18 protein-coding genes are annotated in these 24,404 nt (G+C 75.1%); 10 read left to right on the forward strand and 8 right to left on the reverse strand.

The window, feature by feature from the left end; all coding sequences use genetic code 11:
• Positions 1–6 precede the first annotated feature (6 nt).
• The 3 genes from ABT006_RS16180 to ABT006_RS16190 form a co-directional block, all read right to left on the reverse strand.
• Positions 7–882 carry an HAD family hydrolase gene (locus ABT006_RS16180; RefSeq protein WP_350707028.1) on the reverse strand — a complete coding sequence of 292 codons (876 nt, stop codon included), beginning with the start codon at positions 880–882 and terminating at the stop codon, positions 7–9.
• Positions 883–1,002: 120 nt separating this feature from the next.
• Positions 1,003–1,878 carry a DUF5667 domain-containing protein gene (locus ABT006_RS16185; RefSeq protein WP_350707030.1) on the reverse strand — a complete coding sequence of 292 codons (876 nt, stop codon included), beginning with the start codon at positions 1,876–1,878 and terminating at the stop codon, positions 1,003–1,005.
• A gap of 288 nt (positions 1,879–2,166) precedes the next feature.
• Complete coding sequence (locus tag ABT006_RS16190) at positions 2,167–3,126, reverse strand: ECF subfamily RNA polymerase sigma factor, BldN family (RefSeq protein ID WP_350707032.1); 960 nt, start codon at positions 3,124–3,126, stop codon at positions 2,167–2,169.
• A 600-nt stretch (positions 3,127–3,726) separates the two neighbouring features.
• Between ABT006_RS16190 and ABT006_RS16195 the strand changes: the two genes are divergently transcribed.
• The 3 genes from ABT006_RS16195 to ABT006_RS16205 are packed head-to-tail and all read left to right on the forward strand — an operon-like array spanning position 3,727 to position 6,445.
• Positions 3,727–5,490 carry an AMP-binding protein gene (locus ABT006_RS16195; protein ID WP_350707034.1) on the forward strand — a complete coding sequence of 588 codons (1,764 nt, stop codon included), beginning with the start codon at positions 3,727–3,729 and terminating at the stop codon, positions 5,488–5,490.
• On the forward strand, positions 5,483–5,734 hold the full coding sequence (locus ABT006_RS16200) for a glutaredoxin family protein (RefSeq protein WP_350707036.1): 252 nt from the start codon (positions 5,483–5,485) through the stop codon (positions 5,732–5,734). Before ABT006_RS16195 ends, ABT006_RS16200 begins: the two co-directional genes overlap by 8 nt.
• A gap of 60 nt (positions 5,735–5,794) precedes the next feature.
• Positions 5,795–6,445: an HAD family hydrolase gene (locus ABT006_RS16205; protein WP_350707038.1), complete on the forward strand. Its 651-nt coding sequence runs from the start codon at positions 5,795–5,797 to the stop codon at positions 6,443–6,445.
• 9 nt (positions 6,446–6,454) lie between these two features.
• Here the strand turns inward: ABT006_RS16205 and ABT006_RS16210 are convergent, their stop codons facing one another.
• Together ABT006_RS16210 and ABT006_RS16215 are read right to left on the reverse strand one after the other, a co-directional pair.
• Positions 6,455–7,108, reverse strand: coding sequence for a response regulator (locus ABT006_RS16210; RefSeq protein WP_350707040.1), 654 nt, complete (start codon positions 7,106–7,108; stop codon positions 6,455–6,457).
• 25 nt (positions 7,109–7,133) lie between these two features.
• Positions 7,134–8,435, reverse strand: a complete 1,302-nt coding sequence (locus ABT006_RS16215) for a sensor histidine kinase (RefSeq protein WP_350707042.1) — start codon at positions 8,433–8,435, stop codon at positions 7,134–7,136.
• A 461-nt stretch (positions 8,436–8,896) separates the two neighbouring features.
• Between ABT006_RS16215 and ABT006_RS16220 the strand changes: the two genes are divergently transcribed.
• From ABT006_RS16220 to hemB, 5 genes are read left to right on the forward strand one after another with little or no spacing between them, the layout of a single operon-like run.
• On the forward strand, positions 8,897–9,667 hold the full coding sequence (locus tag ABT006_RS16220; protein ID WP_350707043.1) for a redox-sensing transcriptional repressor Rex: 771 nt from the start codon (positions 8,897–8,899) through the stop codon (positions 9,665–9,667).
• A complete protein-coding gene (locus tag ABT006_RS16225; RefSeq protein WP_350707045.1) occupies positions 9,664–11,058 on the forward strand; it encodes a glutamyl-tRNA reductase in 1,395 nt (464 codons plus the stop codon). The genes ABT006_RS16220 and ABT006_RS16225 overlap by 4 nt, the downstream gene beginning before the upstream one ends.
• Positions 11,055–12,050, forward strand: a complete 996-nt coding sequence (hemC, locus tag ABT006_RS16230; protein WP_350707047.1) for a hydroxymethylbilane synthase — start codon at positions 11,055–11,057, stop codon at positions 12,048–12,050. Before ABT006_RS16225 ends, hemC begins: the two co-directional genes overlap by 4 nt.
• Positions 12,047–13,627 (forward strand): bifunctional uroporphyrinogen-III C-methyltransferase/uroporphyrinogen-III synthase, encoded by a 1,581-nt coding sequence (locus ABT006_RS16235; RefSeq protein WP_350707049.1) that lies wholly within the window; start codon positions 12,047–12,049, stop codon positions 13,625–13,627. Before hemC ends, ABT006_RS16235 begins: the two co-directional genes overlap by 4 nt.
• 22 nt (positions 13,628–13,649) lie before the next feature.
• Positions 13,650–14,633: a porphobilinogen synthase gene (hemB, locus tag ABT006_RS16240; protein ID WP_350707051.1), complete on the forward strand. Its 984-nt coding sequence runs from the start codon at positions 13,650–13,652 to the stop codon at positions 14,631–14,633.
• Between the two features lie 473 nt (positions 14,634–15,106).
• On the opposite strand, the gene ABT006_RS16245 is transcribed toward hemB, so the two are convergent.
• The 3 genes from ABT006_RS16245 to ABT006_RS16255 form a co-directional block, all read right to left on the reverse strand.
• The gene (locus ABT006_RS16245; RefSeq protein WP_350707053.1) at positions 15,107–18,385 is read right to left on the reverse strand and encodes a lamin tail domain-containing protein; all 3,279 of its coding nucleotides are present in this window, start codon (positions 18,383–18,385) and stop codon (positions 15,107–15,109) included.
• Between the two features lie 97 nt (positions 18,386–18,482).
• Positions 18,483–19,499 carry a GNAT family N-acetyltransferase gene (locus ABT006_RS16250; protein ID WP_350707189.1) on the reverse strand — a complete coding sequence of 339 codons (1,017 nt, stop codon included), beginning with the start codon at positions 19,497–19,499 and terminating at the stop codon, positions 18,483–18,485.
• Positions 19,500–19,571: 72 nt separating this feature from the next.
• Positions 19,572–21,116, reverse strand: a complete 1,545-nt coding sequence (locus ABT006_RS16255; protein ID WP_350707055.1) for a lytic transglycosylase domain-containing protein — start codon at positions 21,114–21,116, stop codon at positions 19,572–19,574.
• Between the two features lie 38 nt (positions 21,117–21,154).
• Here ABT006_RS16255 and ABT006_RS16260 point away from each other — a divergent pair, with 38 nt between their 5' ends.
• Both ABT006_RS16260 and ABT006_RS16265 read left to right on the forward strand, forming a co-directional pair.
• Complete coding sequence (locus ABT006_RS16260) at positions 21,155–21,376, forward strand: FmdB family zinc ribbon protein (RefSeq protein ID WP_350707057.1); 222 nt, start codon at positions 21,155–21,157, stop codon at positions 21,374–21,376.
• A gap of 173 nt (positions 21,377–21,549) precedes the next feature.
• A complete protein-coding gene (locus tag ABT006_RS16265) occupies positions 21,550–24,378 on the forward strand; it encodes an ATP-binding protein (protein ID WP_502890978.1) in 2,829 nt (942 codons plus the stop codon).
• The last annotated feature ends 26 nt before the right edge of the window (positions 24,379–24,404 follow it).

The raw sequence follows: 24,404 nt of genomic DNA on the forward strand, positions 1-24,404 counted from the left end.
GCGACGTCAGCCGTTGCGGCGGCGCCGGTGCAGCGCCATGCCGGCGGTGACCGCCCCGGCCAGCAACCCGGCGGCGGCGGTGGACGGCACCACGATCTTCACGGCGCGCCGGCCGGTGCGGAAGTCGCGTACCTGCCAGCCGCGCTGCCGGGCCTCCCTGAGCAGGGCGGCGTCGGGGTTCACCGCCACCCCCCGACCCACCGTGGAGAGCATCGGCAGGTCGTTGCAGGAGTCGCTGTAGGCGGTGCAGCGGGCCAGGTCCAGCCCCTCCACCGCGGCGAGCTGGGTGATCGCCTCGGCCTTCGCCGGGCCGTGCATCAGGTCGCCGACCAGTCGGCCCGTGTACGCCCCGTCGACCACCTCGGCGACCGTGCCGATCGCGCCGGTCAGGCCCAGCCGGGCGGCGATCACCCGGCCGATCTCCACGGGCGCGGCGCTGACCAGCCAGACCCGTTCACCGGCGTCCAGGTGCCGCTGGGCCAGCTGGCGGGTGCCGCCCCAGATCCGGGGGGCCATCAGCTCGTCGAAGATCTCCTCGGCGAGGCGCTCCACGTCGTCCACCCGCCAGCCCTCGACGAACGCGAGGGCGGCCTCCTTGGCCTGCGACATGTCCCCGGCGTGCTCGGTGGCGAGCAGCCGGAAGCGAAGCTGCTGCCACGCGAACCGGGCCAGGTCGGTCGTGGTGAAGTACTTGCGCGCGGCGAGGCCCCGGGCGAACCAGTAGATCGACGCGCCCTGCATCATCGTGTTGTCGACGTCGAAGAAGGCCGCCGCGGTCGGATCCGGCTGCGGCGGAGCCAGGGGCGCCAGGTCCGTCTCCGCCCAGCCGGCGGTGTGGCCGTGGACGTCGGTGCTGACCGTCACCTTGCGGCTGCGGGCCACGCGACCTCCCTCTGCTGACCGGGCGCGGCGTGCGCCTGCCACTGGTCGAGGGTAGCCGGGCGACGGTTGCCGACGGCCGCCCGGCGGGTGAACTGTGGCGTGGACGGCGCGCCGGGCAGGTCAGCGGTCGCCGGGGCAGGTGGCGGGGGCCGGGCCGAGGGAGTCGCTGCCGACGGGGGCGGGCAGGCCGCAGGAGATCGCCGCGCGGAGCGCGTCGGAGCGCTTGCGGACCGCGTCCAGCAGGGCCAGCGAGCGGCGGGTCCGGTCCCGGTCGGCCCGGGTGCCGGCGTCGAGGAGGTCCCCGACCGCCCGCCGCTGCCCGGTGAGGAAGGAGTTGACCGCGTCCAGCGCCGCCAGGTCGGAGCGCTGCACCGCGGCGGTGGTCAGCAGGCGTACGCCCTGGCGGGTGCCCGCGTCCATGTCGTCCAGCACGGCGCTGTAGCCGTCCCGGTCCCCGCGCAGCGCGGCGGCCTCGGCCAGCCGGGTGCGGGCGAAGTCCAGGAAGAGCTGGCCTCGGCTGATGTCCGAGCTGGCCAGCGCAAGCTGGGCCCGTTCCGTCGAGCGCTTCATGCCGTACAGCGCGTCACCGGGGACCGCGTTCTCGCTCGCGGCGGAGATGCCGGAGAGGGCGACCGCGCCGGCCGCGACACCGACCAGGATGGCGCCGCGGGCGCGGGCCCGGCGGGCGGTGACGGCGGGCAGCAGGCGGCTGCGACCGGTGTCGGCGGCGGCCGGCTCCGGCGCGGCGGCGGTCGCCGGGGCGCCGATGCCCTCGCGTTCGGCCGTGGCCAGCAGCATGGCGCGCAGCCCGGTGCGGAACTCCGGGTCCACCTCGACGGCCGGCGGGGCGGCGCCGAGCCGCTGCCCGACGGCGACGAGCGCGGCGAGCTGGTCGTCGGCGCGGGAACGGACGTGGTGTCGCCGGCCGCCGTTGGCCTCGTCGAGAAGCTGCGCGAAGCGCTCCGCGCGCCGACGGGAGAAGAGGTCACTGTCCACCGCAGGCACCTCCTCTCGCTGGTCACGGCCGGTCGGCCGCTGTCGTCGCCGGCGACCGGTGACGGCGTGACACCACGGACGAACGTCGTGGCCGGCCACGCTGCCGGACCTCGGAACCCGGGGGGATGCCGGGGCTACCACCGGTCGCACCCGGAGAAACGGTCCGCACCAGGCATGGGTTACGGGCCCGCCGGGGGCGAAATCACGGAAAGTGATTGCCGTCACGGCGCAGAGAGGACGGTGAACTGGGCGGACGGGGATCGGCGCCCGTCGGTCCCGTCGGCCGGACTACGGTTGGAAGCCGTCCGGCAGCAGCCGCGCCAGCGCCCGTACCGCGCGGTACTGCAACGCCTTGATCGCGCCCTCGTTCTTGCCCATCGCGCGGGCCGTCTCGGCCACGGAGAACCCCTGCAGGAAGCGGAGCACGATGCACTCCTGCTGCTCGGGGTTGAGCTGCTTGACGGCGCCGAGCAGGGCCACGTTGGTGATGTGCTCGACGACCGCCGCCTCCGGGCTGCCCTCCGGGCCCCGGTCCTCGCGATCGGCGTCCAGCACGTCGCCGGTGGTCACCTCCAGGCGGTAGCGGCCGGACTTGAAGTGGTCGGCCACCAGGTTGCGGGCGATGGTGACCAGCCACGCGCCGAGGTCCCGGCCCTGCCAGGTGAAGCTGCCGATCCGTTTGAGGGCGCGCAGGAAGGTGTCGGAGGTGAGGTCCTCCGCGAGCTGGCGGTTGCCGACCCGGAAGTAGACGAACCGGAACACCGTGTCGACGTACCGGTCGTAGATCAGCCCGAACGCCTCGGACTCGCCCGCCTGGGCGCGCTCGACCAGGGCCCAGACCTCGGTCGCCGGGTCGGACGGGTCCGGTCGGCTGGGGAAGCCCGTCGAGGCGGCGGGGGCGGCGGCGGTCGCCGGCACCGCCGGGATCACGGCCGTCTCCGCGGCCGACTGCTCGGACGCCGTCGACGGTTCCGTCGTACGGCGGCCCTGCGCCGGCATGGTGGGCCGGGCCGGCACGGCCACCCGGCCCCCGGCCGGCTTGGCGTTGCCCCCCGGTGTCGCGGGACGGGGTGGCGGCTCGTTGTGGTGCGGCCGGTGGCGGATCCGGCTCGACGTGCCGTCGCCGCGGACCGCGAGGCTGCCCGTGTCGTCCAGCGGGCCCCGGATGGCGGGTCGCTCGTTGAGCGGGGCGCGGGTCGCGGGGTTGGTCAGGCCGAGCGGCCGTTCCGCGTAACCGAAGGTCGTCACCGCGCCGCCTCCGTCCCGCCGGCTGCTGGCCGCGCCGGTCGGCGCGTCGCCGTCGCGCCGCCACCCGGGCGGTCGGGCAGGGCTGGCTCGGGGCGTGCCGACGGGCGGCAGATCCCCTTGAGGTGCTGGTCCAATGCGCTCACAGGCACGGGGGCCTCCTCGGGCTGAGGGGTGTCGACTCACGGCAAATGGGGTGAGCCGACCCGAGTGATGATAGGGCCAACGTCACCCGCGCGTGGCAAGTCCGTTACACAGGGCGGAAGTATTTCCCGCCGCGTCGCACAAATGGCGGACCGGTTGTCCGTCGCGTGCGGTTGACATTCGGATTGCCGCGTGATCCTGAAGGGGTTTCCAGCTCAGCGGGCACGCCGGCCGGCGCGGGGCGGACGGGTGACGCGGGGGTCGACTCAGGAGGGTCGCGCGTGTCGCGGCCCGCCGGCGTGTCCCGTACACGGGACTGGATCCGTCTCGTTGGCGCGCCCCCGGGCGTCCTGTCGGCGGGACTCGCCGCGGCGCCGGCGCGCCCGACGGCCCCTCGGGCGCGGCCCGGGCCGTCGCGGGCATGGCCCGAGACCCGGCGCTGTGCCAGACTCAGCCACCGTGCAGGACGCATCCGACAGCATCGCGTCGAACCTCGCCGACCGGGTCCGCCGGGCGGCCGCCGCCCACGGCGACCGACCCGCGCTGCACTGGCGCGAACGGACCCTGACCTGGTCCGAACTGGACGCCTCGGTGACCGCCGCCGCCCGGGCCCTAGCGGACCTGACCGGGAATCCGCCCGCCGGGACGGCGCCGACCGAGGCCCGGGCCGCCGGGGCGACGCCGACCGGGACCCCGGCCGCCGGGCGGACGGCGGGCCCGTCCGCCGCCGTTGACCGGCACCCGCCCCGGGTCGCCATCGCGCTGGGCAACTCGCCGGACTTCGTGGTCGGCTACCTGGGCGCGCTGCGCGCCGGGCTGGTGGCGGTGCCGGTCAACCCCGGCCTCACCGCCCCCGAGCTGCGGCACGTGCTGGCCGATTCCGGCGCCTCGGTCCTGATCGGCACCGAGCGGGTGCGCGACCTCGTCGCCGACGTCGCCGGGGAGCTGCCCGCGCTCACCGCCGTGCACGGCGCCCCGCCGACGTCGGACGGCGGGGGCGGCGGCCCGTTCCCCGGCCGGGGCGGCGACGACCTGGCGGTGCTGCTCTACACCTCCGGCACCGAGGGGCGGCCGAAGGGCGCGATGCTCACGCACCGGGCGCTGGCGGCCAACCACGAGCAGGTGGACCGCATCGACCCGCCGGTCGTCGGCCCGGGCGACACCGTGCTGCTCGCGCTGCCGCTGTTCCACGCGTACGGGCTGAACTCCGGGCTGGGCGCGGTTGTCCACCATGGCGCGACCGGGGTGCTGGTCGACGACCTCGGCCCCGACGCCGGGCTGGCCGAGATCGCCCGCCGCCGGGTCGGCGTGCTGGTCGGCGTACCGTCGATGGTGGCCGCCTGGGCCACGGCGGAGGCCGGCGCGCTCGCCGCGGCCATGGCGTCGGCGCGGCTCGTGGTCTGCGGCGCGGCGCCGCTGGAGCCGGCCGTCGCGGCCCGCTTCGCCGAGGTCGCCGGCCGCCCGGTGCACGTCGGGTACGGCCTGACCGAGACCGCGCCGGTGCTCACCTCCACCCTCGTCGGCGGCGAGCCCAAGGCCGGCTCGATCGGCCGCCCGCTGCCCGGCGTCGAGTTGCGCCTGGTCGGGACGGACGGGGCCGACCTGTGGCGCGACGGCGTGGCCGAGCCGGACGAGGACGCCGACGAGCTGGACCTCTCCGACGCCGCGCCGGGCACGGACCCGGGCCAGATCGTGGTGCGCGGGGCGAACCTCTTCTCCGGGTACTGGCCGGACGGCCGGGGCGGGCCGGACGCCGACGGCTGGTGGGCCACCGGCGACGTCGGGTACGCCGACTCCGACGGCGATCTCTTCCTGGTCGACCGGGTCGGCGAGCTGATCCTGGTCAACGGGTTCAACGTGTACCCGCGCGAGGTGGAGCTGGTGCTCTCCGCCCATCCCGGCGTGGCCGAGTCGGCGGTACTGGGTGTGCCGCACCCGCGGACCGGCGAGACTGTCCGGGCGTACGTGGTGCCGGCGCCGGGGCGCCCGGTCACGGGCGAGGAACTGCTCGCCCACTGCGCCCGCAACCTGGCCCGGTTCAAGTGCCCGACCGCCGTCGAGTTCGTCGACGAGCTGCCGCACTCGGTGATCGGCAAGGTACGCAAGACCCTGCTCCGGCCGGCGTCGTCCCCGGCGGCACCGGTGCCGTCGCCGGCGGCGTCGCCGGAGAACCGTCCGCCGGCCCCGGCCGGCACCAGCACCACGGAGGAGACCGATGCGTGAGCCCCGACTCACCCTGATCACCCGGCCCGGCTGCCACCTCTGCGAGGACGCGAAGGCGGCGCTGGACCGGGTGGTGGCGGTCACCGGGGACCGGTGGACCGAGAAGGACGTCACCGACGACATCGAGCTGGAACGCGAGTACGGCGACCGCCTGCCGGTGGTGCTGCTCGACGGCAAGGAGCACGGCTACTGGCGGGTGGAGGAGGAGCGGCTGCTGCGGGACCTGACCACCCCGCAGTTGTAGCGCCGCCGGGACCGCCGGGCCGACCACGGCGGGCCGGTGGCGCCGGTTTATGGTGCTGCGATGACCCCTGCGCACCGCCACCTGGTCTGGGACTGGAACGGCACCCTGCTCAACGACCTCGACCTGGTGGTCGCCTCCACCAACGTCGCCTTCGCCAGCGTCGGCGGGCCCACGGTGACCGCCGACGAGCACCGGGTCATGTTCCGCCGGCCGATCGCCGACTACTACGCCGAGGTGCTCGGCCAGGCGGTCGACGACGACGAGTTCGGCCGGCTGGACCGGATCTTCCACGACGCGTACCGGGCCGGGCTGACCACCTGTGAGCTGGCGCACGACGCCACGGTCGCGATGGCGGCGTGGCGGGGCAACCAGTCCCTGCTCTCGATGTGGTTCCACGAGGAGCTGGTGCCGACGGTGCGGACGTACGGGCTCAGCGGGCACTTCGTCCGGGTGGACGGGCTGCGGGCCACCGTCGGCGGCGACCGCAAGGCCGAGTCCCTCCGCAAGCACCTGGCCGAGCTGGGCGTGGCCGGCCCGGACGTGGTGCTGATCGGGGACTCCGTCGACGACGCCGACGCCGCCCTGTCGGTGGGCGGTCGCGCCGTGCTCTACACCGGCGGGTTCACCGACCCGGCCCGCCTGCGCGCCTCCGGCCACCCGGTCGCCGACACCCTCACCGAGGCCGTGGCCCTGGCGGCCGCCCTGCCCTGACCGGCGGGGTCAGTTGCGCAGGTAGGCGAGGACGGCCAGGACCCGGCGGTGCTGCTCCGTGTCGGGCGGGAGCTGGAGCTTCGTGAAGATGTTCCGGACGTGCTTCTCGACGGCGCCGTCGGTGACCACCAGGGTGCGCGCGATCGCCGTGTTCGAGCGGCCCTCGGCCATCAGGGCGAGCACCTCGCGTTCGCGCGGGGTGAGCTCGCGCAGCGGGTCGTCGCGGCGGCGCCGGGCGAAGAGCTGGCCGACCACCTCGGGGTCGAGCACCGTCCCGCCGGCGGCCACCCGGTCCAGGGCGTCGAGGAACTCGTCGATCGCGGCCACCCGGTCCTTGAGCAGGTAGCCGATACCGCCCCCGCCGCCACCGGTCGTGGCGAGCAGGTCGTCGGCGTACGACACCTCGACGTACTGGGAGAGGACCAGGATCGGGGTGCGGGGCACCAGCCGCCGGGCCTCCACCGCCGCGCGCAGCCCCTCGTCGGTGTGCGAGGGCGGCATCCGGACGTCGACGATCGACACGTCCGGCCGGTGCGTGACGACCGCCGCCACCAGCGCCTCGCCGTCGGCGACGGCGGCCACCACCTCGTGCCCCCGCTCGCTGACCAGCCGGACCAGCCCTTCCCGGAGCAGCACGGCGTCATCCGCGATCACGATTCGCATGGTTGAGTTGTCTACCACGTCGGGATCACAGCGGGAGTTCGGCGCGGATTTCGGTGGGCCCGCCGACGGGGCTGACCACGTCCAGCCGGCCACCGGCGGCGCGCACCCGGTCGGCGATGCCGACCAGCCCGTGCCCCTTGGCCAGGTGGGCGCCGCCCTGACCGTCGTCGCCGACGCCCACCTCCAGCCGGCCGTCGCGCCGGGCCACGATCACGTGGCACTCGGTCGCCCGGCTGTGCTTGGCGACGTTGGTCAGCGCCTCGGCCACGACGAAGTACGCCGTGCTCTCCACCGCCGGGTCGAGCCGGCCGGCGGGGCTGCCCAGCTCCGGGTCCACCCGCAGCTCGATCGGGATCAGGCCGCGCCCGGCCAGCGCCGCCAGGGCGCTGGGCAGGCCCCGGTCGACCAGGATCGGCGGTGCGATGCCCCGGGACAGGGCGCGCAGTTCGGCGAGCGTCTCCCGGGTCTGGGTGACCGCCTCGTCCAGCGTCCGCGCCGCGGCGTCGGGGTCGGAGGCGAGCTGCTGGCGGGCCCGGCTGAGGTCCATGGCGAGCCGGACCAGGCGCTGCTGCGGGCCGTCGTGGATGTCCCGCTCCAGCCGGCGCAGCGCGCTCGCCTCGGCGGACACGGCGGCCCGCTTCTGCTCCTCCAGCACGGTGATCCGGTTGCGCATCTCCGCCACGCCGGTGAGCATCGCCCGGCCGAAGCTCGCCTGGAGCAGCGCGCAGCCGCGGGCCACGATCGGCAGGGTGATCAGGAAGAACAGCCCGATCGCGGTGTGCAGCCCGATCCGGGCGATGGTCGAATCGCCCAGGCCGAGGAGTTGGGGGAGGCCGACGTCCTCCGGGTCGCCGTGCGGCAGCGCCCAGTCGTACGCCCAGTAGAGCGATCCGGCGACGGCGCCGGCCCACCAGACCAGCGTGACCGCGAAGGTGGCGACGGCCACGACCAGCTTGAGGATGCCGTGCGCCAGGTCGAGCCAGGACTGCGCGTCCCCCATGGGCACGAAGATCCGCCGCCAGGCGCTGGCTCCGGGCTCGGGGAGCCGGTACTGCGGGCGGATCCGGGACTGGTGCAGCACGGCGGGGAGGCGGAGCCGCTCGATGTCGGCCAGCCCTCGGGCGGCGTACAGGGTGCCGCTGAGGACGGGCAGGCCGATCACCGTCACCACCAGCCCGAGGCCGGCCGCGAGGCCGGCCAGCAGGACCACGAAGCTGGCCAGGGCCAGGGGGAGGCCGAGCAGCACGTAGCCGGAGTCCAGGAGGAGCTGACGGGAGATGGTCGGCGCCGGCGCGGGCGGGGCGGCGGCGACGGGTGCGGCGGTCATACCACGAGGCTAGGCAGCGCGGGGGTGATCGACCCATCCCGTCGGCCGGCCTCTCCGGCGTAGGGCTGTCCCTACCGTGACCCTCCGGGCGGCGCCGGCCGCGACGGGCGCCCCGGAGCCCGACCGGCGGTGGGCCCCGGTGCCGACGGTCGGGCCCCGCCGGCACCGGCGTGACGAAATCGGCGGCGAGCCGCGCTCGCGCGATTGGTCAGAGAAGTCGTAATTGAGCAATAATCGCCGAGCGGCGCCGGCGGAGGCCGCTGTATCGATCTTGCGGGATGGAGGGCCAGGTGGAGCCGCGTCGCGAGCTGTCAAGATCGCGATTTGTGCACGCCTTCACAAGCGCCTACTCTGTAGTTCCGACGCGCCCTGCTAGCACAGCCGGCAATCTCGGTCGCCAGCGGGAGTCCCGAAACGGCCGGCCGCTGGAGCTGGCCGAGGATCGCACCGCACGGAGTCTCATGAGTCAGCACCGTCACCCTGGCGCGCCCGGCCGCGCCGGTGCCGTACCGGCGCTCCCGGACCTGCCCGAGGCGACCGTCGCGCGGCTCCCCGAATACCTCCGTGCCCTGCACAACCTGGCCGAAAGCGGTCACGAGACCGTGTCCAGCGAGGGGCTGGCGAGCGCCGCGGGGGTGAACTCGGCGAAGCTCCGCAAGGACCTCTCGCACCTCGGCTCGTACGGCACCCGGGGCGTCGGCTACGACGTGGCGCTGCTGGTCGACCAGATCGAGTTCGTGCTCGGGCTCACCCAGCGCCGTGCGGTCGCCCTCGTCGGCGTGGGTAATCTCGGTCACGCCCTGGCCGGCTACGACGGCTTCGCCAGCCGCGGCTTCCGGATCGCCGCGCTCTTCGACGCCGACCCCGATCGCGTCGGCGAGGAGATCAGCGGGCTGGTCGTCCGGCACATCGACGAGCTGCCCCGGGTCGCCGTCGAGGAGTCCATCGCCATCGGCGTGATCGCCACCCCGGCCCCGGCCGCCCAGGCAGTCGCCGACCAGCTCGTGGCCGTCGGTGTGACGAGCATCCTGAACTTCGCTCCGTGCGTACTCTCGGTTCCGGAGGGGGTCGACGTGCGCAAGGTCGACCTGGCCATAGAGCTGCAGATCCTGTCCTTCCACGAGCACCGCAAGGCATCGCTGACCGCGCTTCCCGCCACCGGCGGGTCCGCCCTCGCCGCCCTGCCCGGCGGGCTCGCGGTCACCGACCCTCAGGAGGCGATCGGCACGTGAAACTGCTCGTCGTCGGTGCGTCCTACCGCACGGCTCCCGTCGCCACGCTGGAGCAGCTCGCGGTCGCCCCCGCCGAACTCACCCGCACCCTGGACCGCCTGGTCGCGCAGCCGTACGTGACCGAGGCCGTGCTCGTCTCCACCTGCAACCGGGTGGAGGTCTACGCCGCCGTGTCCGGATTCCACGGCGGTCTCGGCGACATCTGCGCCGTGCTTGCCGAGCACGCCGGGTGCCAGCCGGCCGGGCTCGCCAACCACCTCTACGTGCACTTCGACGCCGCCGCGGTGGACCACGTCTTCCGGGTCGCCGCCGGGCTGGACTCGATGGTCGTGGGCGAGGCGCAGATCCTCGGCCAGCTGCGCGACGCGTACCACTCGGCGACCGGGGCCGACACCGCCGGGCGGCTGCTGCACGAGCTGATGCAACAGGCGCTGCGGGTCGGCAAGCGCGCCCACGCGGAGACCGGCATCGACCGGGCCGGTCAGAGCGTGGTCACCGCCGCGCTGGAACTGGCCGCCGAGCACCTCGGCAGCGACCTCGCCGGCCGCCCGGCGCTGGTGGTCGGGGCGGGCGCCATGGGCTCGCTGGGCGTGGCCACGCTGTCCCGGCTGGGTGCCGGGCCGCTCACCGTGACCAACCGGGGCGCCGACCGGGCCGTCCGGCTGGCCGAGGCGTACGGGGCCAGCGCGACGCCGATGACGGAACTCACCACCGCGCTCTCCACAGTGGACATCGTAGTGGCCGCCACCGCGGCCACGGAAGCGGTCCTCACCCGCGAGGTGGTCACTTCGGCGCTCGCCGGGCGCGACCCCGGGCGGGGGCCGCTGGTCCTGCTCGACCTGGCCGTGCCGCGCGACGTGGCGGCCGGCGTCGCCGAGCTGCCCGGCGTCGAGGTGATCGACATCGACCGGATGGCGGCGCTGCTCGCCGACGGTCCCGCCGCCGCCGACGCCGCCGCCGTCGAACGGATCGTGGCCGGCGAGGTCGAGGCCTTCCTCACCTGGCTGCGCGGGGCCGACGTCGCGCCGACCGTGGCCGCCCTGCGTGGCCGCGCCGACGACGTGGTCACCGCCGAGCTGCGCCGGCTCGCCCAGCGCCGCCCGGACCTCACCGACGAGCAGCGCGCCGAGGTGGCCCGGACGGTGCACCGGGTGGTCCAGCGGCTGCTGCACCAGCCCACCGTGCGGGTCCGCCAGCTCGCCGCGGAGCCCGGCGGCGACCAGTACGCGGCCCTGCTGCGCGAGCTGTTCGACCTCCAGGTGCCGCAGACGTCGCCGGTCGACACCGTCCCCGACGTCGTGGACAGCGACGTCGTACCGCCGTTCGGCCTCGCCGACTTCCCGTCGTCGGCCGGCCCGGCCGACGTCCCGCCCACCGGAGGTGAGCGATGAGCACCCCCCTGCGCCTCGGTACCCGGGGCAGCAAACTGGCGATGGCCCAGTCCGGCCACGTCGCCGAGGCCCTGACCGCCGCCACCGGCCGCCCGGTCGAGCTGGTCGAGGTGATCACCGCCGGCGACCGATCCGCCGCGCCGGTGCACCGGCTCGGCGTCGGCGTCTTCGTCTCCGCCCTGCGCGACGCGTTGACCGCCGGCACCATCGACTTCGCGGTGCACTCCTACAAGGACCTGCCCACCGCCACGGCGGCCGGGCTGCACATCGCGGCGGTGCCGATCCGGCAGGACCCGCGGGACGCGCTGGTCGCCCGCGACGGCCGGACGCTCGCCGAGCTGCCGCCCGGCGCGACCGTCGGCACCGGCGCGCTGCGCCGCATCGCCCAACTGCACGCCCTCGGGATGCAGCTGGAGGTCGCCCCGATCCGGGGCAACGTCGACACCCGCCTCGCCCGGGTGCTCGGCCCGGAGGCCGACCTGGACGCCATCGTCCTGGCCCGGGCCGGGCTGGCCCGGCTGGGGCGGACCGAGGTGATCACCGAGACGCTCGACCCGATGCTGATGCTGCCCGCGCCCGCCCAGGGCGCGCTGGCGGTGGAGTGCCGGATCGACGACCCGGACATGGTCGAGCTGCTCGCCGTGCTCGACCACGCACCGTCCCGCGCCGCGGTCGTCGCGGAGCGGGCGCTGCTGGCCACCCTGGAGGCCGGATGCTCCGCTCCGGTCGCCGCCTACGCCGTCGTCGCCGAAGGCGAGCCAACCGGCTCGGGTGCCGAGGGCGATGTTGTCCAGGAGATCTACCTGCGCGGGGCGGTGATCAGCCCGGACGGCTCGCGAGACCTCCGGCTGTCCCGCACCGGAACGCTCGCCGACGCGGCGGAGATCGGCAAGGCACTCGCCGCCGAACTCCTCGACCTCGGCGCCGACTCGATCCTCGGCCAAGAAGGACACGCCGGCCCGGGGACCCAGCAATTTGGGAGCACAGAATGACCCGCACCCGTAAGCCCGTAGGCCGTATCGCGTTCGTCGGGGCCGGTCCCGGCGACCCGGGCCTGCTGACCCGCCGGGCGCACGACGCCCTGGTCGACGCCGACCAGGTGGTGTACGACCGGGGAGTCCCCGAGTCGCTGCTCGACGCCGTCCGTGCCCAGGCCAAGTCCGACGCCCAGTTCACCCCGGCCGAGGGCGCGCCGGGCGACGTGGCGAAGGTGCTGATCTCGGCGGCCCGGTCCGGGCTGAACGCGGTGCACCTGGTCGCCGGCGACCCGTTCGGCCACGAGTCGGTGGTCCGGGAGGTGCAGGCGGTGGCGCGTACCGCCGCGCACTTCGAGGTGGTCCCCGGCGTCGGCCAGGCGGAGGGTGTGGCGACCTACGCGGGTGTGCCGCTGCCCGGCGTACGCACGGCGGCCGACGTCGAGGACGTCAGCACGCTGGACTTCGACGCCCTCGCCGCGGCCGTCGGCCGGGGCTCGCTGGCCCTGGCCGTGGACGCCGGCGACCTCGCCGCGATCCGGGACGGGCTGCTCGCCGCCGGGGTGGACGGCGCCACCGGCGTCGGGGTGACCGGGGACGGCACCGGCGAGACGCAGTACACCACCACGTCGACCGTGGACTCCTTCGTCGCGGCGGCGCTCGGCTTCACCGGCCGGGTCGTGCTCACCATCGGCGAGGGCGTCGGCCAGCGGGACAAGCTGAGCTGGTGGGAGAACCGGCCGCTGTACGGCTGGAAGGTCCTCGTGCCCCGCACCAAGGAGCAGGCCGGCGTGATGAGCGCGCGGCTGCGCGCGTACGGGGCCATCCCCTGCGAGGTGCCGACGATCGCGGTCGAGCCGCCGCGGACCCCGGCTCAGATGGAGCGGGCGGTCAAGGGCCTCGTCGACGGCCGGTACGCCTGGGTGATCTTCACCTCGGTCAACGCGGTCCGCGCCGTCTGGGAGAAGTTCGCCGAGCACGGCCTGGACGCCCGGCACTTCGGCGGCGTCAAGATCGCCTGCATCGGCGAGGCGACCGCCGACGCCGTCCGCGCGTTCGGCATCCAGCCCGAGCTGATCCCGTCGGGGGAGCAGTCCTCCGAGGGGCTGCTGGCCGAGTTCTCGCCGCACGACGAGATCCTCGACCCGGTCGGCCGGGTGCTGCTGCCGCGCGCCGACATCGCCACCGAGACCCTCGCCGCCGGGCTCACCGAGCGTGGCTGGGAGGTCGACGACGTGACCGCGTACCGGACGGTCCGGGCCGCCCCGCCGCCCGCCGAGATCCGGGACGCGATCAAGTCCGGTGGCTTCGACGCGGTGCTCTTCACCTCGTCCTCCACGGTGCGGAACCTGGTCGGCATCGCGGGGAAGCCGCACGCGCGTACCGTTGTTGCAGTGATCGGGCCCAAGACGGCGGAGACGGCGACGGAGTTCGGCCTGCGGGTCGACGTCCAGCCGCCGCACGCTTCGGTTCCCGACCTGGTGGAGGCGCTCGCCGCCTACGCCGTCGAGCTGCGCGAGAAGCTCGCCGCCATGCCGGCGAAGCAGCGCCGCGGCTCGAAGGTCCAGGGGCCGACCGCCCTGAGGTTCCGGTAGTCGTCGTAGCAGGAGGCCCGTGATGCCGTACCCCGAGATCCGGCCCCGCCGGCTGCGCCGCAACGCGGCGCTCCGGCGGCTGGTCGCCGAGACCCGCGTCGACCCGGCCGAGCTGGTCGTGCCGATGTTCGTCAAGGAAGGGCTGACGGAGCCGCGGGCGATCGCGTCGCTCCCGGGGGTGCTCCAGCACTCCCGGGACTCGCTCCGCAAGGCCGCGGTCGAGGCCGTCCAGGCGGGCGTCGGCGGCATCATGCTCTTCGGGGTGCCGGCGCGGCGGGACGCCACCGGGTCCGGCGGGATCGACCCCGATGGCATCCTCAACGTCGCGATCCGTGACGTGGTGGCCGAGGTGGGCGACGCCACGGTGGTGATGAGCGACCTCTGCCTGGACGAGTTCACCTCGCACGGGCACTGCGGCCTGCTCACCCCCGACGGCGGCGTGGACAACGACGCCACGCTGGCGGCGTACGCCGAGATGGCGGTGGCCCAGGCCGCCGCCGGGGTCGGGGTGGTCGGGCCGTCCGGGATGATGGACGGCCAGGTCGGCGTGGTGCGCCGGGCGCTCGACGCCGCCGGCCACCAGGACGTGGCCGTGCTGGCGTACGCCGTCAAGTACGCCTCGGCCTTCTACGGCCCGTTCCGCGACGCCGTGGAGTCGGCCCTGGAGGGCGACCGGCGCACCTACCAGCAGGACCCGGCGAACCTGCGGGAGTCGCTGCGCGAGGTCGAGCTGGACGTCGCCGAGGGCGCCGACATGGTGATGGTCAAGCCGGCACTGCCGTACCTCGACGTGGTGTCGGCGGTCCGCGCGGCGGTCGACGTCCCGGTCGCGGCCTACCAGGTCTCCGGCGAGTACGCCATGGTCGAGGCAGCGGCCGCGAACGGCTGGATCGACCGGGAGCGGGTGATGCTGGAGACGCTCACATCGATCCGCCGGGCCGGTGCGCAGATCATCCTCACCTACTGGGCGGTCGAGGCCGCCCAGCTCCTCCGCCAGCGCTACTGAAGCCCGACCGAAGCCCTACTGACGCCCCCGCCCAGCGTCCCGTGCACGGCACCACCTGGCTCCCCTGCACCCCGGGGGCGGGCAACGGCGTCACAGACGCCACGCCGCGCACGGCCGGACAGAGAAGTCGGCACGGACCGGTCCCGGCCCGGTCGCGCTGGACGCGGCCCCTGCCCGACGACTCACGACCCACGAGCCATGACGGCGCGCCAATGCCGGCTCACTCATGCGTGCCTGGTCCACGCATGCTGTGTCCGTCACCCAGAGCGATCAATCCAAGCGAGTCGCCAACCCCTCTCGGGGCGCTCTCTGGACATGTGCTGGTCAGGGCGGTGATTAGTCGGATCGCCGGCCGCGAAGGTCGGTCGGCGTCCGCGCCTTCGCCCCGTGAAAGAGCCGACGGCCCGCCCGCCAGGTGCTTCCTGGCGGGTGGGCCGTCGGTACGCGCAGCCGGAGAGGCTGTCCGGGCGACGTCAGTCGTCGTCGGCGATGGTGCCCACCGCGACCGGGTCGGCGAGGCGCAGCCCCGGCACGCCCGTCACCAGCAGCGTCAGCTTCTCGTCGGCCTCCCGCTTGCGGTCACCGCGCACAGTCACCGGGAAGGTCAGCGAGGTCTGCCCGGCGGCCAGGACCTTGCAACCGACGTAGGGGTCGTAGTCGGCGCCCGCCTGGGCCGTGGTGCCGTACGTGGCGGCGCAGAGCAGCACCGGCTGGGACAGCGGTCGCGAGACGGTGACCGTGAAGGTCAGCGGGTGGGTGCCCCGGTCGCCCTCGGCCACCGACACGTCCCCGACGCTGAGCGAGGCCCGCGACCGGAACCGGGCCACCTGCGGGTCGTGGTCGCTGGAGCCACGCGTGCCGTCAGCGGCGTGCTCGGCCGGCCAGTCGGCGTTGATGTGCGCCGCCCGCATCTGGATCAGGTCCCGGTGCAGCGTGCCGTTGACGAACAGGTGGTCCAGCGTCTGCGCCTGCCCCTCGAAGCTGTACGAGTAGGCGGACGACGGGGCGTCGGCGAGCAGGTCGTCCCAGAGGTTGCGCATGCCGGCCTCGTACAGCGGCCCGAGCTGGTCCGACGGGGTGGGCTCCGCGGCCGTGGCGATCGGGTCGTCGGGGCGGGGGAAGACGTTCAGGTCCCCGCCGTACACCACCCGCGCGTCCGGGTCCGCCGCCTCGATCGCCGTGACGATCGCGGCCCCGTACGCGGCCTGCTCCCGGCGCTGCCCGACCCGGCTGTCCGGCCCCGAGGAGTAGTGGTTGCTCGCGGCCCACAGGGTGTACCGCTCGGTCGACCCGGGCGCGGCGGCCACGGTGAACTTGCCGAGCTGCGGAGCACGGGTGAAGACGTTGTCGCCGTCCTTGCCGGTGGAGGTGTCCACGTCGGCGGGAAGCACCGCGTTGAGCGCCTTCGGGTTCTGCACGTCCGCGTTGCCCGGCAGCCCCGCGCCGCGGTACTGCACCGTCGGCGCCGAGCCCAGCAGCGGGTCGCCGGCGGTCGCCTCGGCCAGCGACACCCGGTCGGTGCGGTACAGGAACGCGGCGGTGATGCCCCGCGCGTCCGCGCCGCTGCGGTCGTACGCGGCCGCGTAGGCCGGGCCGCCGCTCGCCGCGATGGTCAGTGCCAGGTCCTGGAGGGTGTCCGGCGCGCCGTCCGCGTTGTTGGTGGTGCCGCACACCAGCTCGCCGCCGGAGACCGCGCAGATGTCCTGGTCCTCCGCCTCCTGCACGAGGATCAGGTCGGGCGAGTGCAGGTCGGTGGTGATCTGGTCGGCCAGCGCGGCGAGCTGGTCGCGGTACTCCTGCTCGCTGCCGGGGACGTAGTCGAACGGCGGGCGCACCCCGGTGCAGCCGGCGTTGCCGGCGAAGTCGCAGCCGTCGAACGGGTCGTCGCGGTAGTCGTACAGGTTCTCGACGTTGTAGGTCGCGACCGCGACCTCCTCCGACCGCTTGGCCGGCTGCGGCGGGTTGTTCGTGGACGGGTCGGTCCCGCCGGTGAACTCGGCCCGCTCGACCTGCACGCCGTACTTCTCGAACGAGTAGTAGAGGCCGCCGACCGCGTCGGCGGTCAGCGTGTCGAAGGTGCGGGCGGGCGGGAGCAGCGCGCCGCTGTCGCCCGTGGTGCCCTTGACGCCCATGCTGCCGAGCATGATGCGCTGGCCGTTGCCGTCGTCGAAGCGGCGGCCCGGGTCGTTGTCCAGCGGGTGCGCGTCCCGGAACACCCGGCGGGCGTACGGGTCGGCGCGATCCAGCAGCGGGTCGTCCCGGTCGATCACGAAGATCTCGCCGTCGGCGGTGGAGGCGAAGACGTTCCGCCCGCTCACGGCGCCGCTGCCGGCCCGCACCCGCAGCCGGGCGCCCTCGTGCCGCTCCCAGAACCGCTGCGCGTCGGCCAGCTCGACCGGCGGCACCGCGTCGGCCACCTCGACCTCGGCGTTCACGTCGACGCCGGAGGCGAGCTTGCGCACCAGCGACGCGCCGGAGAGCTGGGTGAAGTTGAAGTACTCGGAGACCCGGGCCCGGAGCACCACCTCGTCGCCGACCGTCGGCACGTAGCCGCCGATCAGGGAGGTGAACGAGCCCATGAAGACGAAGATGCCGTCCGAGCTGGTCGGGTCGCCGTCGGTGGCGCCGGACCGGCTCTGCAGGAAGAAGCCGCGCTGGTCCCGGCCCGACGAGTCACGCGCCAGGGTGAGCTGGGTGATCACGCCGCGCACGTCGTACAGCGTGCTGCTGGTGCCGTTGCCGGACGCCGGCGCGAGCGGGGACCGGTCGGCCGGGCCGGACTCGCCGTCGGCGGTCGGACCCTGCACCTCGCCGACCGTCAGCTCGCGGGTGACCTGCACGGCGAGGGTGCAGGTGGCGGTGCCGCCGTCCGCGTCGGTCGCGGTCAGCACCACCGTGTACGCCCCGGCGGCCAGGTCGGCGCTCGCGCCGACCGTGGCCCGGGCGGTGCCGCCGACCGCGTCGGCCGGGGTGACGGCCGTGCGGCTGACGGAGCCGGTGGCCGGGGTCGGGCTGACCGAGGTGACCGCCAGGTCGACGATCCGGTCGTCGGTGTCGGTGGCGGTGACCTCCCGGCTCGCCGCCGTGCCGGCCGGGGTGACCAGCGCCGGCCCGCAGGTGAGCGTCGCCGGCGCGTCGACCGGGCCGCCCCCGTCGACGGTGTGCGCGCCGAGCCCGTCGAACGTGTCGACCGGGAAGCCGGCCCACTGGGCGGCCGGGTCGAACGCGTCCGAGGGGTCGGTGTCGCCGGACGTCACGGTGGGCAACCGGCGCAGGGTGTTGTTCTCGGTGCTGGTGACGCCGGTGCCCCACTCGGTGCCCGGGTCGACGCCGACCTGGCCGATCGAGTCGAGCACGGTGCCGCCCCGGCGCAGCACGATCGCGTCGTCGCCGTTGAACAGGCCGGCTGTCGTGGTCTGGTCGGCCCGGTCCAGGATCGCCGGCGCGGCCGAGGCGGAGGCGAAGACGAAGACGTCGCCGGCCGCGACGGTCCCGGTCAGCGCCACGTTCGTCGGGGTGGTGGAGCCGTTGAAGTGCAACTGGAGCTGGTAGCCGTTGGCGGCCAGGTCGACGGCGGCGCCGGTGCCGTTGAACAGCTCGATCGCCTTGTTGTTCGACGAGCCTTCGACGTACTCCGAGATGAACAGGTCGGTGGGCGCGGCGCTGGCCGCGGTGGGTGCGACGCCGACAGCCGCGACGGTCACGGCGGCGGTGGCGGTCGCGAGCGCGGCAAGAGTGCGGCGCGGGCGCATGGGGCCTCCACGATGGGTGGACGGGGAACTAACGCACGTTAAGGGGCTCCGCTGACCGTCGTCCATCCCCCACCGGTCGGTTTCGTGAACTCTCCGGTCAGCGTCCGGCGTCGAGGCGGTGCACCAGCTCGGCCACGTCGACGCTGTATTCACACCACTCGCGGTCGGCACGGTAGCCCAACTCGGCGTTGACCTTGAGCATGGCCTCGTTGGCCTGTGCGTTCCAGGTCTGCACCTCGGTCAGCTTCGGCTCCGCCGAGCGCAGCTCCAGCAGCATCCGCGCCTTGATCGCCCGGTCGATGCCGTAGCCCCGGTGGTCCTGCACGACGATGGTGTCGTACTGGTCGGCGCGGGTGGGGTGCTGGGCGGGCACCACCACCTCGGTCAGGCCGGCCACCTCCCCGGTCTGCTCGTGGAGGGCGAGCACGATGTAGGGCTTCATGCCCCGCCGGTGCAGGCAGTCCAGGCTGTCCCGCAGCCGCTGCGGGTCGTACGAGCTGGGGCGCAGCTCGCCGTCGTCGACGTCGCGCACCTCCGCCTTGGCCCGGGCGTACGCGTCGATCAGGTCGTCGGGCGGGCCGCCGGGGCAGAACTCCAGGTGGTAGCCCGCGCCGATGCCGGTGGCCATCTCGGACAGCTCGACCCAGTCCACCGCGGACAGGTCGAGCACGCTTCGGGTCTCGACGTATTCCTTCGAGAAGCCGAGCGACTCGTAGAAGGCGACGGCCGGCGTGTCGCCGACCACCTCGACCCCGATCGACTGGAAGCCCTCCTGGTAGGCCCGCCGGGCGGCCACCAGGACCAGGTCACGGCCGAGCCCGCTGCGCCGCCGGGAGGGGTGCACCAGCACCTCCAGCACGCCGATGTCGCCGAGCAGGAGCACGTTCACCTGGCCGAGGATCGGCCCCGGCGCCCCGCCGCCGGCCGGCTCCGCCTGGGCGACCCAGGAGATCCGCCGCTCGCCGGGCATCACCTCGGAGAGGTATTCCCGCAGGGAACTCTCCCGCCACGGTGGATCCCGCGGCAGATCGACTGCCAGGACCGCGTTGAGCGTGTCCAGCAGCGACGCGATCTCGGCGGACGACGCGGTCCTGGGGTCCCACTCGCGCACCATCACCTGTATAGCTTGCCGCTAACCGCTGCCCGGGGGAAGTGTCCGGTTCTCCAATGTATGCGGACGATCACTTCACGTGCGGCTGGCCTGTCCGTACCGGTTGGCGGTGTCGAAGACGTCCTGGGCGTACTGGCGGACGTCGTTGTACGACAGGATCGCGTTCCACCAGTCGGCCGGGATGGTGAGGTTCCGGCTGCCCTTGCAGAGGTAGTTGCCGGCGGCGAGCGCGGCGTCGTCCAGGTCGTGCGGGTCCTTGACGCCGTCGTTGTCGGCGTCCGCCCCGATCTCCTGCCAGGTGGTGGGGATGAACTGCATCGGCCCGATCGCGCGGTCGAATGTGGTGTCCTTGTCCAGCCGGCCGCCGTCGGTGTCGGGGATGCGCATCCGGTTGCCCTGCCCGTCCAGCGGCAGGCCGATGATCTCGGGCAGCGCCTTGCCGTCCTGCCCGAGCCGGGCGTTGTTGGCCTGGCCGTGCCCGGACTCGACGAAGCCGATGGCCGCCAGCGTGGTCCAGCTCAGGCCGCAACTGCGGTTGGTCTGGGCGAGCACCAGCTCGGCGTAGCCGTACGCCTGCATGGCCACCGGCGAGATGCCGACCTTCGGCCCGACCTGCGCGGCCCAGCCGGCGAGGGCGTCCGACGGCCGGCCGGTGGTCACCCCGCCGCCGGCCGGGCCGGTCGGCACGGTGCCGAGCGGTGGCACCGTCTGGGTGGGCAGCGGCAGCCCGCCGGGCAGCGGCTCCTGCGGGCCGGCCGTCGGCGCGACGGAGGCGGCGTCGGCGACCGGACGGGGCGCGCGGACCGTCGCGGGCACCAGCAGCGCGCCCGCCGCGGCGGTCGCCGCGACCAGGGCGAGCAGGAACACCCCGGGCAGGGTGAGCCGCCCGCTGGGGCGCCGCGACCAGTCCCGGGTCGCCCGGACCGCGGCTGCCGCCGCCTGGCGAGGTGGCGGCAGGCGTACGGCGTGCGCGAACGGCACCCGGCGCCGCCGGGCTCGCGCGGCCGGCCCGTTGGTGAGCACGTCCACCTTCGTCGCCGCGAGGTCGCTCTTCCCCGCCGACGTCGGCGCGGCCGAGCCGCCCCCGGCGCCGCTTCCGGAGTCGTCGGGCTTGGTGTCGCCGGGCTTGGTGTCGGCGGCGGACGTGCCACCGGGCTTGGTGTCGGTGGTCGACGTGCCGGCGGCGGACGTGCCGGCGGGCTTGGTGTCGCCGGCGGACGTGTCGGCGGGCTTGGTGTCGGCGGTCGACGTGTCGGCGGGCTTGGTGTCGGCGGTCGACGTGTCGGCGGCGTCACCGGGCTTCGTGGCGGCCGGCGGCTCGGTGTCGGCGCTCGGCTTCCCGGCGGCGGCCGGTGCCGCCCCGGCCGGCGGGACGTCCGGGGCGGACGGTGCGGCGGGGGTGGCCGACGGGCCGGTCGGCGTCCGAGCGGGCTCGGCGGGTGCCGTCGTCGGGGTGCCGGCGCCGGCGGGTGCCTCGGACCTCAGCCAGGGGCGGCGGGGACGGGGCAGGCGCGTTGACGACCCCGGTGCGACCCCGGAGCCGTCGGGCGGCACGGCCGGTCGCAGGGGCCGATGGGTCGATCTGTCCTCGCCGTCCACCACAAGTTGAGTATCACCCATGTCTCCTCGGGCGTCAGGCCCGGCCGTACCCTGGAGTCATGCCCCGGTACGAGTTCCGTTGCCGCGCCTGCGGCGACACCTTCGAGGTCAACCGTCCGATGTCGCAGGCCGGCGAGCCGGCGCCCTGTCCGTGGGGACACGCGGACACCGTCAAGCTCCTCTCCACCGTCTCGGTCACCGGCCGCGGTGGTGGAGCGGTCGGCGGCGCGGCCGCTCCGGCCGGCGGTGGTGGCTGCTGCGGTGGTGGCTGCGGCTGCTGAGTGGTGGCGACGGCTGCTGACTCGTCGGCCTCCGCCCGCCCGTCGGCCGGCCCCGTTCGTCCGCGCCGAGGCCGCCGGGCCCCTTGGGTCCGAGCCCGGCCGGCCGTTCTCACGATGCGTGACGATCCAGTATCCGGCAGCATGAGTCCGACGTCACGGGGGAGGTCCCACGCATGTCGCCACGGATCCACCTCCCCAGCGGGTGGGTGACCTTCGTCTTCACCGACATCGAGGGCTCGACCCGGCTGGCCCAGCTCCTCGGGCCGGACTACCGGCCGGTGCTGCGGGAGCACCGCCGCCTGCTGCGCCGGACGATCGCCGCCACCGAGGGCGCGGAGCTGCTGACCGAGGGGGACTCGTTCTTCCTCGCGTTCGGCGACGCGACCGCCGGGCTGACCGCCTGCCTCACCGCGCAGCGGGCGCTGGCCAGCCACCAGTGGCCGACCGCCGAGGCCGCGCCCCGGGTCCGGATGGGGCTGCACACCGGCTGGGCCGAGCCGCGCGACGGCGAGTACGCCAGCCCCGAGGTGCACCGGGCGGCCCGGGTGGCCGCTGCCGCGCACGGCGGGCAGGTGCTCTGCTCGGCGTCGACGGCGCGGCATGCCGACCCGCTGCCGGCCGGCGCGTCCCTGCTCGACCTGGGCCTGCACCGGCTGCGCGGCTTCGACGACCGGGAACGGCTCTTCCAACTGGTCGCCCCGGGCATCGAGCGGCAGTTCCCGCGGCCACGTACGGCCGACGCGGTCGCGCACAACCTGCCCACCCAGGTGACCTCGTTCGTGGGCCGGCAGGCCGAGCGCGCCGAGCTGCGCCGGCTGGTGGAGGCGCACCGGCTGGTCACCGTGCTCGGGGCGGGTGGGGCGGGCAAGACCCGGCTCGCCGTGGAGCTGGGCACCGACCTGGTGGAGTCGTACCCGGACGGGGTCTGGTTCGTCGACATCGCCGCGGTGACCGACCCGGGCCTGGTGGCGTTCGCGGTCGCCGCCGTGCTCGGCCTGCGTCCCGAGCCCGGCCGCCCGATGGTCGAGACCCTGGTGGAGTACGCTGCCGCGCGCCGGATGCTGGTCGTCCTGGACACCTGCGACGCCCAGCCGGCCGCCTCGGCCGAGGTGATCTCGCGGCTGCTCGCCGGCGGAATGGGCGTGCGGGTGCTCGCCACCAGCCGGGAGTCGTTCGGCCTGCCCGGCGAGGTGGTCTGGCGGATTCCGCCGCTGTCGGTCGACCCGCCGGCGGACGGGGCGGAGAGCGACGCGGTCGCGCTGCTGCTGGACCGGACGGCGGCGGCCCGGGGCGGCCGGCAGCCGGACCCGGCCGAGTCGGCCGACCTGCGCCGGGTCGTGCAGCGGTTGGACGGGTTGCCGCTCGCCATCGAGCTGGCCGCCGCCCGGCTGCGGGTGCTCTCGGTCGGCCAGCTCGCCGAGCGCCTCGACGACGTGCTCGGCACGCTGGACGCGGGCCGGGAGAACCCGGAGCCGCCCCCGGTGGAGCGGGCGTGGACGGGCAACCAGCACGACACGGTGGACCTGGTCGCGGCGGCCGTCGGGGTGCCGCCGCCCACCCCGGCGACCCGGGCGGTGCAGCGGTCCGCCACCGAACGGCACCTCACCATGCAGGCCACGGTCACCTGGTCGTACCGGACGCTGGGCCCACGCGCCGCCCGGTTGCTGCGCTGGCTGGCGGTCTTCGCCGGCCCGGTGGACCTGTCGACGGTGGAGTGGCTGCTCGGCACCGACCCGCTCGACCCGCTCTCCGTGCTGGTCGACAAGTCGATGGTGCTGGCCGAGCCGCACGCCTCGGGCAGCACCTACCGGATGCTCGACCCGATCCGGGCGTACGCGGCCCGGCGGCTGGCGGAGGCGGGGGAGGAGCGGGCCGCCCGGGACCGGCACGTTGCCTGGTCGGCGCACGCGCTGGAGCGGGCGCACCTCGGCCCGGACGGGCAGCCGGTCACGCTGTCGCTCTACGCCCTCGACCCGCTCGCCGGCGAGCTGCGCGCCGCGCTGCGCTGGTGCGCGACCGGCGGCAGCGCCCGGGCGGGGCTGCGGCTGGCCGGGGGCCTGGACCAGTGGTGGCGGGAGCGGGGGCTGGCCCGGGAGGGGCGGCTCTGGCTGTTCCGGCTGTACGGACGGATCGCCGAGACCGGGGAGCGGATCCCGGAGGCCGAGCTGGCGGCGGCGTACCACATGCACTCGCTGCACGCCGGCGCGGACGGCGAGTTCGCCGAGGAGCTGCGGTTCTCCCAGCGGGCGGAGGCGGCGGCCCGGCAGGCCGGCGACACCGGCCTGCTCGCCCGGGTCCTCGCCGGGCGGGCGGCCCCGCTGGTCGACATGGGACAGTTCGCGGAGGCCGAGCGGGTCTGCCGGGAGGTCATCGACTGGGCGCACGACCAGGAGGTGGTCGGCGACGCGCTGTTCGCCGTGTTCAGGCTGGCCGAGCTGCTCTGGCGGCGGGGCGCCCTGGACGAGGCCGCCGAGCTGTTGGGTGCGGCCCGCCCGGTCGAGGCGGCCCGCCCGGTCGAGCGGGGGCGGCGCTCGGTCGACATGCTGCTCGGGATGGTGGCCCTGGCCCGCGGCGACCTGGTCGCCGCGCACGAGCACCTCCAGGTGGCGCTGCGGTCCCGGATGAGCCACGGCTTCCACGGCCGGGCCTGTGACACGCTCAACGCGATCGCGGTGCGCTGCGCCGGCGGGGGCGACGGGCCGACGGCCGCCCGCCTATTCGGCGCGGCGGGGGCGACCCGGGCGAGCATGCGCTGCACGCCGGGCATCTACGGGGCGTACTGGGCGCAGCGGCAGGGGGAGCTGCGCCGGGCGCTGGGCGACGCGGTCTTCGACGCCGCGTACGGGGAGGGGACCGAGCTGGGGCTGGAGGAGGCGGCGGCGCTGGCGCTCGGCGTGGAGCATCCGGACCTGGCGGCGGATTCGACGAGGTTCGGCGCGGACCGGGCCCGCCCGGCTCCCCGTCGCCCCGTGACACCCGACCGCCGCACCGAGCACGCCTGACCGACGGGTCGGGTCGGGCGCGGCGT

The organism is Micromonospora sp. NPDC002717, assembly GCF_040295705.1.
Lineage (GTDB): Bacteria > Actinomycetota > Actinomycetes > Mycobacteriales > Micromonosporaceae > Micromonospora.

Coding starts and splice junctions, on each gene's coding strand:
- hemC (WP_350707047.1), top strand. CDS start 11,055: ATGAGCACCCCCCTGCGCCTCGGTACCCGGGGCAGCAAACTGGCGATG.
- ABT006_RS16200 (WP_350707036.1), top strand. CDS start 5,483: ATGCGTGAGCCCCGACTCACCCTGATCACCCGGCCCGGCTGCCACCTC.
- ABT006_RS16215 (WP_350707042.1), bottom strand. CDS start 8,435: ATGACCGCCGCACCCGTCGCCGCCGCCCCGCCCGCGCCGGCGCCGACC.
- ABT006_RS16210 (WP_350707040.1), bottom strand. CDS start 7,108: ATGCGAATCGTGATCGCGGATGACGCCGTGCTGCTCCGGGAAGGGCTG.
- hemB (WP_350707051.1), top strand. CDS start 13,650: ATGCCGTACCCCGAGATCCGGCCCCGCCGGCTGCGCCGCAACGCGGCG.
- ABT006_RS16235 (WP_350707049.1), top strand. CDS start 12,047: ATGACCCGCACCCGTAAGCCCGTAGGCCGTATCGCGTTCGTCGGGGCC.
- ABT006_RS16250 (WP_350707189.1), bottom strand. CDS start 19,499: ATGGTGCGCGAGTGGGACCCCAGGACCGCGTCGTCCGCCGAGATCGCG.
- ABT006_RS16260 (WP_350707057.1), top strand. CDS start 21,155: ATGCCCCGGTACGAGTTCCGTTGCCGCGCCTGCGGCGACACCTTCGAG.
- ABT006_RS16265 (WP_502890978.1), top strand. CDS start 21,550: ATGTCGCCACGGATCCACCTCCCCAGCGGGTGGGTGACCTTCGTCTTC.
- ABT006_RS16220 (WP_350707043.1), top strand. CDS start 8,897: ATGAGTCAGCACCGTCACCCTGGCGCGCCCGGCCGCGCCGGTGCCGTA.
- ABT006_RS16205 (WP_350707038.1), top strand. CDS start 5,795: ATGACCCCTGCGCACCGCCACCTGGTCTGGGACTGGAACGGCACCCTG.
- ABT006_RS16245 (WP_350707053.1), bottom strand. CDS start 18,385: ATGCGCCCGCGCCGCACTCTTGCCGCGCTCGCGACCGCCACCGCCGCC.
- ABT006_RS16255 (WP_350707055.1), bottom strand. CDS start 21,116: ATGGGTGATACTCAACTTGTGGTGGACGGCGAGGACAGATCGACCCAT.